This is a genomic window from Parachryseolinea silvisoli (genome assembly GCF_021190955.1).
GTDB lineage: Bacteria > Bacteroidota > Bacteroidia > Cytophagales > Cyclobacteriaceae > Ohtaekwangia > Ohtaekwangia silvisoli.
In genome coordinates, this window is sequence record NZ_JAIOAO010000005.1 from 391,323 (window position 1) to 406,172 (window position 14,850).

Below are 14,850 nucleotides of genomic sequence, written 5' to 3' on the forward strand. Positions count from 1 at the left end.
TTCTTGTTAATTCATCCCTTCGATTGATGAGCTTCGATAAACTCCGATGGAGACATTTCGAACTCTTTTCTGAACTCTTTGCTAAAATACTTACGGTCGTTAAATCCAACGGAAAACGCCACGTCGGCAATGGACATTGATGGCTGCTTCAAAAGCTCGGCGGCTTTTTTCAATCGCATTTCTTTAATAAGGTCAGCAACGGAATAGCTCGTAAGGGCTTGTACTTTCTTATAAAGGACAGACCGGCTCATGCCAATTTCAATGACCAGTGCATCGACATCAAATTGCGGATCATCCATTTTTGATTCGATGATAGCCATCAGTTTACCAATAAACTGCTCCTCCGGCGAATTTGATGTTACAGAAATCCTGGTGGGTTGAAGAATCAGCTGTTGTGAAAATTTCTCACGCATAATCTCCTTCGCCGTGAGGAGATTTTTTATGGTGAGTTCGAGTATTTTCGTATTGAATGGCTTCGAGATATAGGCATCGGCGCCCGTAGCCAGACCTTGTACATGGTTCCCAACAGACGAACGAGCCGTCAGCAGGATAACCGGAATATGATTTGTATTCTCTGTGGACTTAACCGACGCGCACAGTGCGAGCCCGTCCGTACCCGGCATCATGATGTCGCTGATGATGAGGTCAGGTATGTTCCGCTCCATGGACAGGAGTGCATGCGATCCGTTAGCGAACTCGATGATATCGTAGTTTGGTCTTAAGGTATCGACTATAAATGACCGAACTTCGTCATTGTCTTCCGCTATCAAAATGGTTGGTTTTACCTGCGTTGTACGGGGTATTTCCAAGACATCGCCCGGCACAGGATCCGTAAACGACCCGATTTCCTGATAATCATCCGAACAAAATGACTCAGAGACGATCTGGGTCTTATCAAAATGGTCTACCCCTTTTTTTAGCGACACCGTAAATGTAGTACTGCCAGCTTTTTCGTCGGTCCAGGTATTGCTGTTAAAATGCAACATACCCTTGTGGAGCTCCACAATAGTCTTTGAAAGCGCCAGCCCTATTCCGCTGCCCATGTTCTGCCTGCCGGAGTCGTCAACCTGATAGAAATTCTTAAATAATTGGTCCTGATGAGCTTTGGGAATTCCTTTGCCGTTATCAGAAACATGAATATCGACCCATTCGTGGCGGGATTCGATACGTAAAATAATCTTACGATGATCTGGGGTGAATTTAAACGCATTGGAAAGAAGGTTGAAAACTACTTTTTCAAGTTGATTTGAATCGAAGTAAAGCCATATCGATTCTTCATCACTTAAAAATTCATAAGCAATGTTTTTGTCGTCCGCAAGCCCCTGGAAGTATTCGAATATCTTTTTGCAAAAGGGGACGATGTCTTGTTGCGATATATAGAGTGACATATGCCCCTCTTCGGCTTTTCGAAAGTCCATGAGTTCCGTGACAAGCTTCATGAGTCGGGAAGCGTTATTCCTGATCAAGAGAAGTTGCTTGCTGGCGAACCTTTCATTGGAAAGACCATCCATGAGTTTCTGCACCGGGCCAAGAATGAGCGTAAGCGGGGTTCGGATCTCATGCGAAATATTCGTAAAGAAATTCATTTTCATTTGGTACAACTCCTGCCTCCGTTCATTCAGAAGATGTTCCATTTGCAATTCAGCCAGCATTCGCCGGCGATATCCCATAAGGGCCAGCACGGCCGTTACGAATCCCATTGCCAGCAAAAAATAAATGGCATAAGCCCACCAGGTTCTCCACCACGGCGGCAGCACGGTTAACGCTACTTCTCTGATTTCTGCACCCCAGCGCTTACCATCGTTCGATGTCTTGATGTAAAGTCTATAGCTTCCCGGCTGGAGGTTGGTGAAATTAACAATCCGCTGATTGCCAAGGGGCCGCCACGTTTCGTTACCCCGTAGCCCTCCAAGCTTGATGGCATATTGGCTCTTTTCCGAATTAATATAATTAAGCGCCGCAAACTTAAAACTAACAGAGCCCTGGTCGTAGTTCAACGTTATTTTATCAACCCGCGTGGGTGACTTTGCTATTGGAGACTCTCCACCGATGGGAACGCTTTTATTGTTGATCAATATTTCCGTTAACACAATCGTTGCTGGACTGGTGTTTGTGATCAATTTGTCGGGAGAAAAAATAGACAGCCCATTCGTTCCGCCAAATGCCAGCTCATGCGTTTGAAGAGACAAACCACAGGCGTTAGAAAATTGATTGCACGGCAATCCGTCGGATGATTTGTATACCGTAAAGTAGAAATCATCAACATCAAATGGAGTCCTGAATTTCCGAAACGACAATTTCACAATGCCCATATCGGTACTAAACCACAAGTTCTGATCCTCGTCTTCCGTGATCGCGTGAATGAAATTATCGGCAAGCCCCAACAGGTCAGTGATGGGATAGAATTCGTTTGTTTTTACATCGAAGTAATTTAGCCCGCTTTCGGTGCCAATCCACATCCTGCGCTTCGAGTCAATAAAAAAGACTGTGACGTGATTATGACTTATACGACTTTGAATGTCTCTACTTCGTCTATACAAATGAGTAAACGCTTTCTTTTGGGTATCGTAGTACGACAAGCCATTCTGAGTGCCTACCCAAATATTTTCCAATGAATCTTTCAGGAGTGCCGTGACGAAATTATCTGCGACCGATCCGGCACCGCCTTCATTTAAGTATGAAAGAAGTGTTTGCCCGTTGCGAAAGAATTTCAATCCGCCCCCGTTGGTACCAATCCATGCACCATCGTCATCCGGCAGTATTGTATTGACTATCTTTTCGCCGAGTCGCCCCTGCCTGATTGGGATATCAAAATGTGTGATCTTTCCGGAGGATTTTTGTAAGACGCTTAACCCCTCCAGGGTGCCTATCCATAGGGTTTCTCCATCGTCGGCCAGTGACTTGATACCGTTGTTGATCCTTCCCTTACGCGGCGACTTGACCGAATAGTGCGTGAACGAATCTAATTTTCTATTGACATGACTTACGCCGCCGCCATACGTACCCACCCAAAGGGAACCATCAGAATCTTCCACCAGCGCGCTAACCAGCGGGTGCAAAAAACCCTTCGGACCAACTGCTTCTCCGATATTGTTAAAGTTTGAATTTCCGGAATAAAAGAAATCAATACCGCCAGAGAAGGTGCCTACCCATACACATGATGCGCGATCCTTCATCAGACACCGCACGGCGTTATCGCTGATCGTATTCGTGTTGGTTGATTCGTGTAAATAGTTGGTAAACTGATTGTTTGTGGTATTCAACTGACTGATGCCATTCTGTGTCGCAAACCACAACGTGTTGCTATCATAGATCAGAATATCCTTGATCCAATCGGACGATAAGCAGTTGGCGCAATTCTCTTTGAATGCGTATGACTGTATTTCATTTCTGGCAGCATTGAACCGAAAGACGCCGGATGTTTCTGTACCAAACCACAGGTCGCCATCGACTGTTTGCCGGATAACGACAACTTTTGTTGACTGGTGCAGTTTGCTGGCCTGAATAGCATCGGGCAAAGGCAGCATTTTTCTCGAAACCGGGTCAAACCTGTTCAACCCGCTTTTCGATCCAACCCACAATTTTTGTTCGTTGTCTATATATAAGGAGTATACTGCCTCGTTGGCTATTGAAATGGTCTCCGTTATTGAGGCGTCTTCCAGTGTTTTAGTGGCTTTATTCAATTTCTTCAGGCCTGCGAACGTACCGATCCACAGGTTTTTCCGGCCATCCTCGGCAATAGCGGAAATGTAGTTCCTGCCGCCTTTTGCCTTGACGATGTCAATTGATTCAAATGTTTCAAGATCGCGATCGAAGCGATTTAGTCCATGCGCAGTGGCCACCCAGATGGATTTTTCGGTGTCCATAAAAACGGCATTAACGCGATCATTGCTGATGCTGCTTGTATCTGAAACGCTATGAATGAATGTTTTGAACTCATAACCGTCATAACGTGTAAGGCCTTTCAGATTACCGAACCAAATAAAACCCTGATCGTCCTGCAGGAATGCCGAAACCGGGCTTTGCACCAGTCCTTCGCGATAAGAAAGGTGCTTAAAATTGACAAGGCCTGTTTGCGCGCCCAGCAAACCGTACCGGAGCACTGTGATCAGTAATACGAGGTAATATTTACTCCTGGCCATTATAGTAAAGTTCATAGGCTGCGGATACAACTCAAGTTAAGCAAATTAGAAATTCATCCCAATGGCGGCTATCGATCAGGACGTTTGCCCCCCTATTCCCAGACGAATTTCACCCCTTTCCAGCCCGGTCATCTGCCATATTTGTACAAGCAAAACCAAATAAATTGGTCAATTCAAATCTAAATCTATATGACACATCAATCCAACTGGCCTGCCACCACAAAAGTGAATTTGAAGGCGGGCTTCCGAATTCATCTTCTTGTTTTTCTGCTTGTAACACCGGTCCTGTGGCTTGTCTGGTACCTGACCGACAGAACTTATCCGTGGCCTCTCTGGTCAACGCCAGCATGGGCAATCGGTATACTCTTTCATTACCTGGGCGCATTTGTTTTCCGAAAATCAGCAGACAATTAATACCCGTCGCATGAACGAACAGCCAAGGACATTCAAGCGCATCGTGACAGGCCACGACGCCGATAGGAAGGCCATTATTATTCCCAACCTGCCACCTATGACTACGCGGCTTATAGGCGGGCCCGGTGGTCCTACTCTCTTTGAAGTATGGCACACGGCAGAAACACCTGCTTTGATCACGGCACAGCCCGGCTCCTCAGACGAAGATGGTCTGGTGCTGGCACCACCGGGAAATGGGACCCGGATACGGGTTATCGAATTCCCTCCGGAAGGCGATGAGATACGACAACTTACGGGGGCAGATGCCCAGGCTAAATTCAAATCCATGGGGAGCGAAAGCGCTTCAACTTCACAGGCTGGCGCCCCTCATCCATTAATGCATCGCACGCAAACCGTGGATTACGGCATCGTGCTCGAAGGCGAAATAACGATGGTTCTCGATCGCGGTGAGACCTCCCTCCAGGCCGGCGACGTCATTATTCAAAACGGTACGAACCATGCCTGGGCTAACCGGTCGGGAAAGATCTGCCGTATGGCATTTGTCCTGATCGACGGCAGGTTCTCTGATGAAATTGCACCGGAAAAAAAATAAAGCTATGCGCCTCGAACCATTACCACCCGATACGCTTGGTGTAGACGTCCGTCACGTGCATGACGAGATAGCCAATCTCATTGGCCGGAGTCAAAGCCAGGTAACCATGATCGACGAGCAAGGAGCATTGCTTGGGCCATTTCCGCCGATGTTACATTATCCGAAGTTTGGCGTCCCGGCGTTAAGCTTTATACGTACGCTGGACATTCACGCGACACTTGAAAAACGAGTACGTGAAGTAGCCATTCTCACGATTGGGGCAGCGTTTGGTGCGCGCTTCGAGCTATATGCACATGAGATCATGGCTATGGCGTTCGGCCTTCCCGCCAGTGCTATCGCAACGCTGGCCGCAGGGGGAAAGCCTCATGGATTGAACGAACAGGAAACCGTTGCCCATGACATCGCCATGGCGCTGGCAAGGGGACGCGTTGTTCCCGACGCAACCTATCAATGGGCTGTACACCTGCTCGGGCGTGAGGGTGTGGCCGAGCTTTTCTTCCTGATTGGCGGCTATAGTTTTCTTGCTATGATCTTGAACGGTTTCGATATGCCGGCCCCCGACACGATCCGATAATCATCCATCGGCAACAGAGTTTTACCAAGACGTTTATGAAAAACAAAAACTTAAAAAAATGGAAAAGACAATCTTAGCGCTGTTATCGACAGCATTTATATTATCTGCATTTGCAACGTATACGGGAGATGAGGACAACACTGCCGCTACAAACACGTATGTGCTGGTGCACGGCGCGTGGCAAGCGCCTTATGTGTGGGATGCTGTGCGCACCGACCTTGTCAATAAGGGTAACCAGGTGATCATCGTTCAATTGCCGGGTCATGGCGATGACAACACGCCGCCTCAGAGCCTGACCCTCGATGTTTATAGTAATAAGGTTATCGAGGCCGTTTCAGAAACGAAAGGCAACGTGATACTGGTGGGACACAGCATGGGGGGAATGGTTGTGACAAATGTGGCAGAAAAGATTCCCACAAGAATCCGCAAACTGGTTTATATCGCCGCGTTCCTTCCGGCTTCCGGACAGGCGCTAACAGACCTGGCTTATTCGGATCCTGATTCCCAGCTAGGCCCCGCGTTGGTTCCCTCGGCCGATAAATTAACGCTTGACGTTTTGAATAACAAGGTAACCGATCTTTTTGTAAGCGATGGTTCACCGACCGACAAAAAAAGGGTAATCGAAAATTATCGCCCGGAACCCGCCATTCCGTTCTCCAACAAAGTTAGTCTGACGGATAATCATTTCGGCACCGTCAGTAAGGTCTATATCAAGACGCTTAATGACGTTGTGATCTCACCGGGCCTTCAAGACCGGATGATCACGGTGGCAGGTATAAAAACCGTCTATCAGCTCAAAACCAGTCACTCGCCTTTTCTGTCCAAACCGCACGATGTGTCAGATCTATTGCTCAAGATTGCGCGATAACATTTGTGGCCGGATTGAGAAGGACGGCAATCGGTTGATTGTACACCCGGTAACTCGGAAGGATCATTTTACGCAACATGGAAACAAGCATGCCAATATCATTTTCAAGAAAACACACGGCGATTATTTTAACGATGCTATTCCTGCTGTGCTCGTCGAACCTGAAAGCACAACATTCCGACGACGCTGCCGTGGGAGGATCTATACGGGATCACGCTAACAACAATGACTTCGTGGTGAGGCTAACCCGGTATGACGTTAAACCGGACCACCAGACTGCATTCCGCAAAGTTGTGAGTGATTATGTAGTGCGTTCCCTGGGCCAGGACAGCAACGTTCTATCGGAAGCATATTATGAGCAGGAAGATCCATCAGTGTTGTGGATCATCGAAAGATGGGACAGTAAAATTGAGCTGGAGAAGGCCTGCACGAGCCCGTCCTTCAAAGCCATCGAGTCGTTGGCGAAAACCGCGCTGTCAAAACCAGCAGAAAGAATCGATGTAAAAGACCTGGAACCGATCGCTAAACAGCAGTGGCGTAGTGTCGTCAAAAAAACAGATGATCCGATTACCATTATGCTGTTTGTGGATGCCAAAGCAGGAACTGAGCACAATTTTAAGACGGTCTATCACACGGCCATGCCACAATTTCGCGGTGAGCCGGGTGTTGTCACCTATCAGCTTTCACAGTTGGAAGCCGATAGCACGCAGTTTGTTACGTATGAAAAATTCAGGAGTGAAGATGCCTTTCAGTACCACCTGAAATTTCCACCGATACAGCCTGTGATCGACTACCTTAACACCAGCATAAAAAAGCAACCCTTTCAGAGCGGCCTTCACAGGCTTATCGAATTCGCGCCCCTTATCCGGAAATAACATTATTGTCTCAACCATCATTACTTGCAACAATAAGAACGAAACATATGAAAACAATAAATCAATTTATTATAACAGGTATTATCGTTATGCATGCTGTCTCTAACACGCTGGCCCAGGTTAAAGTAGCCACCGGCCAAATCAAATCACATGAACTGGAAGTACTGAATCAATTGACTTCTCCCTCTGCGGTTGTCAATATGCCGGTATCGCAGTTGCTTAATGCTCCCGGAAATGAGGCGTTGAGAGCATTCTTTTTTACTCCTGTAGTGAATAGATCCGTGTTAAAAGGCAAGAAGATCGCTGTACTGGCCGCTGATGGTTTCGAAGAGATAGAACTATCGGGACCGGTATGGTACTTCAGGGAACTGGGCGCCCAGGTGGAAGTCGTTGCCCCCAAATTCAATCCGGCTCCTGAGAGATACGGGCTTAGCACACCTGAAATGGCAAAGACACATATTATGGCCATTCAATACTTACAACCTGTAGGCTGGATTAAGTTCGACCGAACCGCGGACCAGATCAAGGTCAGTGATTACGATGCAGTTTTCATCCCTGGTGGCGCCTGGAATCCGGATAACTTACGATTCGACAAAGACGTAATCCGTTTCATCCAGGATTTCAACAAGTCGGGAAAGTTAATTGCCGCGATCTGCCACGCGCCTGTTGTGCTGGCCTCCGCTGATATCCTTAAAGGGAAAAAACTTACGGGTTACTGGAATATCCAGGTTGATTTGAAGAATGCAGGCGGTACGGTGCTGGAAGAACCTGTAGTGATCGATGGAAACCTCATCACCAGCCGCCATCCCATAGATGTCGCTGATTTTTCGAGGGCAGTTGAAAACTGGCTGACCAAGCACTAAGCCTAAGGACAAAACCCACATCGGATGACGCCGAAGACTGCCTGGGATAGAGAACATCAACGCATTAAACTTATAGGACATGAAAGCCTTAGTTATCGGCGCCACCGGTGCAACGGGTAAAAACCTGGTTGATATCTTACTACTTGACGTGGACTACACAGCCGTTGTGATATTTGTTCGTGCTGCCACCCAGCGAAGTCACTCCAAACTTACGGAGATACTCACTGATTTCGACAACCTGGAAGCGGTATCACCATTTGTCCATGGAGATGTTTGGTTTTCATGTCTGGGAACAACGCTGAAGACAGCCGGCTCCCGAGACAGACAGTGGCATATCGATTTTGAGATACCGTTTAAGTTTGCTGAGGTTGCCAGACGAAACGGCGTTTATAGTGCCGTATTATTGTCCGCGTATGGAGCGAAAGCTTCCAGCCCTCTATTTTATTCCAAGGTGAAGGGTAAATTGGAAGATCAAATTGAGAGCCTTGCATTTAATCAATACATTATATTCAAGCCTGCCATGCTATTGCGAAAGAATACCGACCGATCGGGCGAGCGGTTAAGCGCACTGCTTCTAACCCTTCTGAACGGGCTGGGTCTATTCAGAAAATTCATGCCACTACCCACATCGTTGCTCGCTGAAAAAATGGCAAAAGCTCCCAAAATTCTCTCTCCAGGACTACACATCATCATGCTTGACAAAATCCGTGATTTTAGTTGATGCGATCAGGCTAACTGGCATTTAAAAGCCCATTACACTTTGCGTAACAGGGCTTTTAAATGCCAGCGTTCATTCCGCCTTCATTTAGCGGGTGTCATGTTGGTTACGCCGCCGTCAGTGAGGATTTCAGAGCCCAGCATAAATGCCGAATCGTCCGAAGCCAGAAAAACTGCTGTCTTTCCAATATCCGAAGGCTGGCCGATGCGACCGACAGGGATTCCATCGACCCACCATTTCTTGACTCGCTCCACCTCTTCCCTGGGTATAAATTTCCCAAAAACCGGTGTTTCGACTGTGCCGGGAGACAGGACATTTACCCGGATGCGCCGATCGAGCAAATCCAATGAAAACCCCCTTGCAAAAGCAATGACCGCAGCCTTAGCAGCTCCATAAAGTGATAACGAGGGGTATGCACGATGCCCGGCATTTGACCCGATCAGGATTATCGAACCACCATCTTTCATGTACGGTAATGCTCTATGAACAGTGAAGTAAACACTCTTCAGGTTAAGGTCCATCGTCTTGTCATAGTCCGACTCTCCAATGACTGCAACGGAACCCAACTGAGCGCCTGTTGCCGCACCTCCGGCATTCGCTACTACGATATCAATCTTGCCAAACTTTTTTGTGGTCTCGTTAAAAACCCGCTCCAGATCATCTTGTTTGGTTACATCGGCACGAATTCCTACAAAGCGCTCGCCTAACTGAGCAACCGAGCTATCCAGCGTTTCCTGTGTTCTTCCCACGATTGCACCAACGGCACCTTCGCTTGCAAATGCTTCGGCGATACCGAAACCTATGCCGCTGTTACCCCCGGTAACGACAGCAACTTTACCTTTTAACTTCATAGTCTAATTTTTTTCCGACCCAAAGGTGGGGCCATCTGTGTCAACATGGCGAGGACATTTGATACAAAAATTACGTGATAAATGTCACAGACACTTGTATCAAATGCGTATTGTCTACCGACATCTGGCATCGATGTTTTCACCCATCCATCGGCCTGGATAAGCCCGCTCCTCCGTTAATTAAAAGATTGCCTGAATTCCAAAGGTGAAAGATTGGTCTTAGTCTTGAAGAATTTACTAAACGATTGGGGATGTTCAAATCCTAATTGATAGGCTATTTCACTGACCGAAAAATCTGTCGTTGAAAGTTTCTCTTTCGCCTTCTCCATCAGTTTGTCATGGATGTGTTGTTGCGTACTTTGTCCTGTTAACGATTTTAGCAAGTTGCTTAAATAGCTTGATGAAACATTTAATGTGTCTGCAATGTATTGAACAGATGGCAATCCCTTTGTTACCAAATCATCACTATTGAAATAGTCCGAAAGCAGTTCTTCCAAACGATTGAGAATTTGGTGATTTGATTTTTTCCGAGTGATGAACTGACGATTATAAAAACGTTCGGCATAGCTCAGTAAGGTTTCCAAATGAGCAATGATGATGTTCTGACTAAAGCTATCAATGTTTGAGTGGTATTCATGCTTAATATTCTCAATGATCTCATTCATGACAGCCTCTTCTTTATCCGAAAGGAATAACGCTTCGTTTGTAGAATAATGAAAATACTCGTACTGTTTAATCTTCTTTGCAAGGGTTGTATCCCACAAAAAATCGGGATGGATGAATAGCATCCATCCTTCGAGGTTGTCAGGCACTCCGTTTTCCTCCCCGCGCAAAATCTGTCCAGGCGACATAAAAGCCATCAGTCCTTCGTCAAAATCATATTTCTGTTGGCCGTAAAAAAGATTGTCGCAGCCTCTCTTCATCGATACAACATAAAGGTCGAACGTAACGGCCTTGATATTCGGATCATTTTTCAATCCTTTAAGATCAATGATACCGATAAGCGGATGATGTGGCTTTGGAAGCTCCATCAACCGGTGTATTTCCGCGATGGATTGTATTCTGTATGGTTTTGTATTTGCCATTCGTTTTCGTCATTAAAATTGAACGTTTTTTCAGCCAAAAACAATTATCCTTTATGTCCGAGAAGATATGGGAATGGGTGTTTTAGCCAAATCAATACCAATGGCATAGCGAGGAAGGGGATTTCTATCAACGCCATTCTTACATTTCCCGCGCTTAACGACAATGCCATGATTATCAAAATAATGATCGCGTGAAGCATATTGCTGAGCAAAAACGTTTGTGGAAAAAACAACATCAATCCGATCGTGATTGACAACGCCCCGAAGTATGGCACCATGGTTTTGGTGATCCCTAATTCGGTCATCATTTTTGCCTGTTCGGGCTTGAGAGGGCGAAAAGCATCCCAACCGTGCCTGAAGCTTAGGAATGCTGAAATCAACAGAAGTGCAATGCTTATGATTTTCATTCTATTCCAATTATTAACTTTTTTGACTATTCAAGTTTTTAAATTTCTCAAATTCTCTATGGCCTACATTCATAATGAATTCAGGTGCAATTCTGCTTACGAATTTTACAATAGCCGTTAAGCCCGGTTTGATTTCCAATTTGTCTTTCAAAAGGCCTTTAATAGCAGCGCTTACCATCCTATCTACATCCATCATCTGGCCTGGGTTAGGTTTTAACACCCAGTCATTTTGGAGATTCGTATTAACGCCGGGCGGTATCACTTCAAATACTTTTACATTTGTCTTCTCAAGTTGCAGACGCAACGCTTTTGTATAAGCGTGAACTCCTGATTTTGAAGCACTGTAGACAGGCGCCGAAGAATAGGGCATAAAAGCAATAGCGGATGAAACATTTACAATCGCAGCTGATTTGGCTTTTAACAAATGTGGCAAAAACCGATGCACCATTTGGATTGTACCTGAAAGATTGGCATTGATTTCACAGGTAATATTTTCCAAGCTCAGTTCGGCGTCCCGCAAGTCTATTAGACGCATTTGTCCTGCGTTGTTAATGATCATGTTTAAATTGGGAAACGCCTCTGTGACTTGCGCATAAAGTTGTTCAATGTCATTCGGTTCGCTTACATCGCTTTGAAAGATCTGAATTTTCGGAAATTGCTTTTTTGCCTGTTCCAGCTTGAAAATATCTCTACCTGTAATAACGATGTTCGCCCCATGGTCAATGAGTTGTTTTACAAACTCTAAACCAATTCCGCTTGTTCCGCCGGTTATCAGGATTGTGCTGTTTTTTAATTCCATTTCTTTTAGAATTATTTATGAATGTCCGTTGCAAAAATTCTACCCTTTAAGTTTCCAATGACTGGGCGGCTGCTAAAACACCGAACATGCTTAAGATTGGTGTACGTGTTATATCGTGGTGCCTTTTTACGAATTCCCATCTTTGTGTTTTTGTTGTACAAAGTTGGAATGTATCCAGGCAGCGGACTTAGCCGAATCTACTTTTGTTGTAGCCTAATTTGTTCGTCGTATTTATGCGCCGGCAACACATATTTCACTACCAAAACGCATCGATTTTCACTTAAGTGAAAATTTAGCGTGAGGATTGCACAGACCTTTGATGCGATAAATCAAGTGTCATTTCTTTTAAAAATTATTAAACCATGAATAAAGCTATTCTATATACCACGACATTGCTGCTGATCGCATTAAACGGCTTCGCCCAAAATGAAAAATCAGTCCGTGGTCACGAGAACAATCCGTGGTATTCAACTACAGATACGACCCGGTTGCAGGTAAGCAATACAGAGTGGAAAAAGGTGCTTTCCGCCGATCTGTATGCTGTTGCACGGGAAAAGGATACAGAGCGCCCGTTTACCGGACAATATTGGAAGAGCACAACCCGGGGCACCTACTATTGTGCCGTCTGTGGCAACCTGTTGTTCCGGTCTGATAGCAAGTTTGCCAGTACCTGTGGCTGGCCCAGCTTCTACGAGCCAGGCCGGATAACAGCCGTTCGCTATCAATCGGATGATTCAGAGGGGATGCTGCGAACGGAGGTGTTATGCGGCCGTTGTGATTCCCACCTCGGTCACATCTTTGACGACGGGCCACCGCCTACCCATAAACGGTTTTGTATGAATTCCATTTCACTGGACTTTGAGCCGGATGGCAAAAAGCATTGAGGCCAAGCCGGCGTAACATTTTCCAGCAATTTTAACTTAAGTGAAAATCAGACAACGTGGAAATCGGGAACTTTGCCCCAACAATCAAAATCATCAGATCATGAACACGACGAATGAATTAAATACGATAGAGACCGCTCAATTTGTACAGACGGCAAGGGGCCTTCGGACACTTTATTTCGTGCGTGCCGGCTTTTCGATACTGTGGGTGATCGTAATGACAACGGCTGGCAAAACAAATGCAGCACTGGCCGATGTGCTATTCATTCTTTATCCGGCCTGGGACGCTCTTGCTACCTGGTTTGACATCAGGGCTACTCCTCCTTCAGTACCCAAAACACCGCAGTTCATTAACCTGGCCATCAGCGTTGGCACGACCGTAGCTGTTGCCCTGGCACTGAAAGCAGGTGTACCCACCGCGTTAATGGTATTTGGCGCATGGGCAATCATAACCGGCGTTATCCAACTTATATTAGGGTTGACACGCCGCAAGGCGCTTGGCGGACAATGGCCCATGATCATCAGTGGAGGACAATCGACTATCGCCGGTATATCCTTTATCGCACTAGCCCACGCACCTACAATGGGTATCAGTAGCCTGGTTGGCTATGCAGCGTTCGGCGCTTTTTACTTTGTCCTTTCGGGTATCCGGCTTTCAAAAACGATTAAGGCCTCGCAGGCTTCATAATAACGCTGCTTACGAATGAACTATGCCGGCGGCCGGCATTTTTTAATGTTCCTGCTATCGCACCGGATCAATTCATCCTTTACTATCTATGAAATTTAAAATTATAGTAGTCGTCATGCTGTTAAGCAGCGCCTGCGCCTATGCACAAAATATGTTCAATATGTCCAGCCTTCCTCCGGCTGACACAATGCGGGAAGAAGCTCAGGAACTGGCTATTCGTTACCCCTCTCTCCGTCAGGTCTCGATCACTGCCAGTATTTTTGGTTCTGGGACTTTCGACTCAGACTTACATGAAAAGTCTTTTGCCAGCGGCAAAAGCCAGAACGCACGTATCAGTTCCTTTTTCGCGATACCCATAACCCAGTGGAACGGCAACGTGATCAGCGCCACGATTTACCATAATCAACAGTTTTTTAACGTAAGCGAGGTGAATAATCCGTTACCTGGAACGCCGGTGAGCAATGGTGATTTCAACGAAAGCACACTTGGCTTATCGCTCAACTTTTCGAGAACCGATGCCATTTTCCATACACCAGTAGTATACTCTGCTGTCTTCACCGCCATCTCCGATAATTTGAAAAGCGTAAAACGATTCAACTTTAATGGCAGTATAGTCTTTCCATTAAAGCATACGGCGGATGTTTCTCTTTCTTTGGGGGCATTGGTCCAGATCGATCCTTCTGCTCCGTTTCCGGTACTACCCCTTGTTAACTATTACCGGCGATTGACCAACACCGGGTTACACCTGATACTCGATTTGCCACAAAGCGTGACATTGAAGCAGCCCGTATCAAAAAATGCCTGGATCTATGTTGGAAGTACAGCCAATACCTTCACGTCGTTTTATCGACCGAACAACCCGTCACTGCCTGAGCATTTTAGCTATAATACCATTGAGTTTAAAAGCGGGCCGGGAGTTGAATATCTCTTCGGAAAATTCCTGATGTTGGGCATCAGCGGTGGTATCAATACGATCGCTTCGGCCGCCTTCATTGCAAAAGCGGATCAGTACCATGATGCGTTCGTGAAGAATACAAACAAGGCTTCGCCTTATGGCGAGCTTCGGATCTCACTGTTGCCGTTTTGATAT

15 protein-coding genes are annotated in these 14,850 nt (G+C 46.1%); 10 read left to right on the plus strand and 5 right to left on the minus strand.

Annotated features, from left to right (window positions below; all coding sequences use genetic code 11):
- Positions 1-11 precede the first annotated feature (11 nt).
- Positions 12-4,157 (minus strand): hybrid sensor histidine kinase/response regulator, encoded by a 4,146-nt coding sequence (locus K7P01_RS26955; RefSeq protein WP_267297705.1) that lies wholly within the window; start codon positions 4,155-4,157, stop codon positions 12-14.
- A gap of 174 nt (positions 4,158-4,331) precedes the next feature.
- On the opposite strand from K7P01_RS26955, the gene K7P01_RS32210 reads away from it, so the two are divergent.
- The 7 genes from K7P01_RS32210 (at position 4,332) to K7P01_RS26985 (ending at position 9,049) form a co-directional block, all read left to right on the plus strand.
- Positions 4,332-4,556 carry a 2TM domain-containing protein gene (locus K7P01_RS32210; RefSeq protein WP_397311142.1) on the plus strand — a complete coding sequence of 75 codons (225 nt, stop codon included), beginning with the start codon at positions 4,332-4,334 and terminating at the stop codon, positions 4,554-4,556.
- Between the two features lie 97 nt (positions 4,557-4,653).
- Positions 4,654-5,148, plus strand: coding sequence for a cupin domain-containing protein (locus K7P01_RS26960; protein ID WP_267297706.1), 495 nt, complete (start codon positions 4,654-4,656; stop codon positions 5,146-5,148).
- A gap of 4 nt (positions 5,149-5,152) precedes the next feature.
- Complete coding sequence (locus K7P01_RS26965; RefSeq protein WP_267297707.1) at positions 5,153-5,722, plus strand: carboxymuconolactone decarboxylase family protein; 570 nt, start codon at positions 5,153-5,155, stop codon at positions 5,720-5,722.
- A 58-nt stretch (positions 5,723-5,780) separates the two neighbouring features.
- Complete coding sequence (locus tag K7P01_RS26970; RefSeq protein ID WP_267297708.1) at positions 5,781-6,590, plus strand: alpha/beta fold hydrolase; 810 nt, start codon at positions 5,781-5,783, stop codon at positions 6,588-6,590.
- An 89-nt stretch (positions 6,591-6,679) separates the two neighbouring features.
- Positions 6,680-7,465, plus strand: coding sequence for a putative quinol monooxygenase (locus K7P01_RS26975; RefSeq protein ID WP_267297709.1), 786 nt, complete (start codon positions 6,680-6,682; stop codon positions 7,463-7,465).
- A gap of 47 nt (positions 7,466-7,512) precedes the next feature.
- Positions 7,513-8,328 carry a DJ-1/PfpI/YhbO family deglycase/protease gene (locus K7P01_RS26980; protein ID WP_267297710.1) on the plus strand — a complete coding sequence of 272 codons (816 nt, stop codon included), beginning with the start codon at positions 7,513-7,515 and terminating at the stop codon, positions 8,326-8,328.
- Between the two features lie 79 nt (positions 8,329-8,407).
- Complete coding sequence (locus K7P01_RS26985) at positions 8,408-9,049, plus strand: NAD(P)H-binding protein (protein WP_267297711.1); 642 nt, start codon at positions 8,408-8,410, stop codon at positions 9,047-9,049.
- Between the two features lie 80 nt (positions 9,050-9,129).
- Here K7P01_RS26985 and K7P01_RS26990 read toward each other — a convergent pair whose 3' ends face one another.
- The 4 genes from K7P01_RS26990 to K7P01_RS27005 all read right to left on the minus strand — a co-directional run bounded on the left by K7P01_RS26990 (position 9,130) and on the right by K7P01_RS27005 (position 12,188).
- Positions 9,130-9,897: an SDR family NAD(P)-dependent oxidoreductase gene (locus tag K7P01_RS26990; RefSeq protein WP_267297712.1), complete on the minus strand. Its 768-nt coding sequence runs from the start codon at positions 9,895-9,897 to the stop codon at positions 9,130-9,132.
- 176 nt (positions 9,898-10,073) lie between these two features.
- On the minus strand, positions 10,074-10,982 hold the full coding sequence (locus K7P01_RS26995) for a helix-turn-helix domain-containing protein (protein WP_267297713.1): 909 nt from the start codon (positions 10,980-10,982) through the stop codon (positions 10,074-10,076).
- Positions 10,983-11,026: 44 nt separating this feature from the next.
- Positions 11,027-11,389: a hypothetical protein gene (locus K7P01_RS27000; RefSeq protein WP_267297714.1), complete on the minus strand. Its 363-nt coding sequence runs from the start codon at positions 11,387-11,389 to the stop codon at positions 11,027-11,029.
- Between the two features lie 13 nt (positions 11,390-11,402).
- Positions 11,403-12,188 (minus strand): SDR family oxidoreductase, encoded by a 786-nt coding sequence (locus K7P01_RS27005; protein ID WP_267297715.1) that lies wholly within the window; start codon positions 12,186-12,188, stop codon positions 11,403-11,405.
- Positions 12,189-12,550: 362 nt separating this feature from the next.
- Here K7P01_RS27005 and msrB point away from each other — a divergent pair, with 362 nt between their 5' ends.
- The 3 genes from msrB to K7P01_RS27020 all read left to right on the plus strand — a co-directional run bounded on the left by msrB (position 12,551) and on the right by K7P01_RS27020 (position 14,847).
- Positions 12,551-13,072: a peptide-methionine (R)-S-oxide reductase MsrB gene (msrB, locus tag K7P01_RS27010; RefSeq protein ID WP_267297716.1), complete on the plus strand. Its 522-nt coding sequence runs from the start codon at positions 12,551-12,553 to the stop codon at positions 13,070-13,072.
- Between the two features lie 100 nt (positions 13,073-13,172).
- Positions 13,173-13,760, plus strand: a complete 588-nt coding sequence (locus K7P01_RS27015; RefSeq protein ID WP_267297717.1) for a DUF308 domain-containing protein — start codon at positions 13,173-13,175, stop codon at positions 13,758-13,760.
- A gap of 88 nt (positions 13,761-13,848) precedes the next feature.
- Positions 13,849-14,847, plus strand: a complete 999-nt coding sequence (locus K7P01_RS27020; RefSeq protein ID WP_267297718.1) for a BamA/TamA family outer membrane protein — start codon at positions 13,849-13,851, stop codon at positions 14,845-14,847.
- Positions 14,848-14,850: the final 3 nt, after the last annotated feature.

Coding starts and splice junctions, on each gene's coding strand:
- K7P01_RS26960 (WP_267297706.1), top strand. CDS start 4,654: ATGACTACGCGGCTTATAGGCGGGCCCGGTGGTCCTACTCTCTTTGAA.
- K7P01_RS26970 (WP_267297708.1), top strand. CDS start 5,781: ATGGAAAAGACAATCTTAGCGCTGTTATCGACAGCATTTATATTATCT.
- K7P01_RS26995 (WP_267297713.1), bottom strand. CDS start 10,982: ATGGCAAATACAAAACCATACAGAATACAATCCATCGCGGAAATACAC.
- K7P01_RS26985 (WP_267297711.1), top strand. CDS start 8,408: ATGAAAGCCTTAGTTATCGGCGCCACCGGTGCAACGGGTAAAAACCTG.
- K7P01_RS26965 (WP_267297707.1), top strand. CDS start 5,153: ATGCGCCTCGAACCATTACCACCCGATACGCTTGGTGTAGACGTCCGT.
- K7P01_RS27000 (WP_267297714.1), bottom strand. CDS start 11,389: ATGAAAATCATAAGCATTGCACTTCTGTTGATTTCAGCATTCCTAAGC.
- K7P01_RS26975 (WP_267297709.1), top strand. CDS start 6,680: ATGCCAATATCATTTTCAAGAAAACACACGGCGATTATTTTAACGATG.
- K7P01_RS27015 (WP_267297717.1), top strand. CDS start 13,173: ATGAACACGACGAATGAATTAAATACGATAGAGACCGCTCAATTTGTA.
- K7P01_RS26990 (WP_267297712.1), bottom strand. CDS start 9,897: ATGAAGTTAAAAGGTAAAGTTGCTGTCGTTACCGGGGGTAACAGCGGC.
- K7P01_RS27005 (WP_267297715.1), bottom strand. CDS start 12,188: ATGGAATTAAAAAACAGCACAATCCTGATAACCGGCGGAACAAGCGGA.
- K7P01_RS27020 (WP_267297718.1), top strand. CDS start 13,849: ATGAAATTTAAAATTATAGTAGTCGTCATGCTGTTAAGCAGCGCCTGC.
- K7P01_RS26980 (WP_267297710.1), top strand. CDS start 7,513: ATGAAAACAATAAATCAATTTATTATAACAGGTATTATCGTTATGCAT.
- K7P01_RS26955 (WP_267297705.1), bottom strand. CDS start 4,157: ATGAACTTTACTATAATGGCCAGGAGTAAATATTACCTCGTATTACTG.
- msrB (WP_267297716.1), top strand. CDS start 12,551: ATGAATAAAGCTATTCTATATACCACGACATTGCTGCTGATCGCATTA.
- K7P01_RS32210 (WP_397311142.1), top strand. CDS start 4,332: ATGACACATCAATCCAACTGGCCTGCCACCACAAAAGTGAATTTGAAG.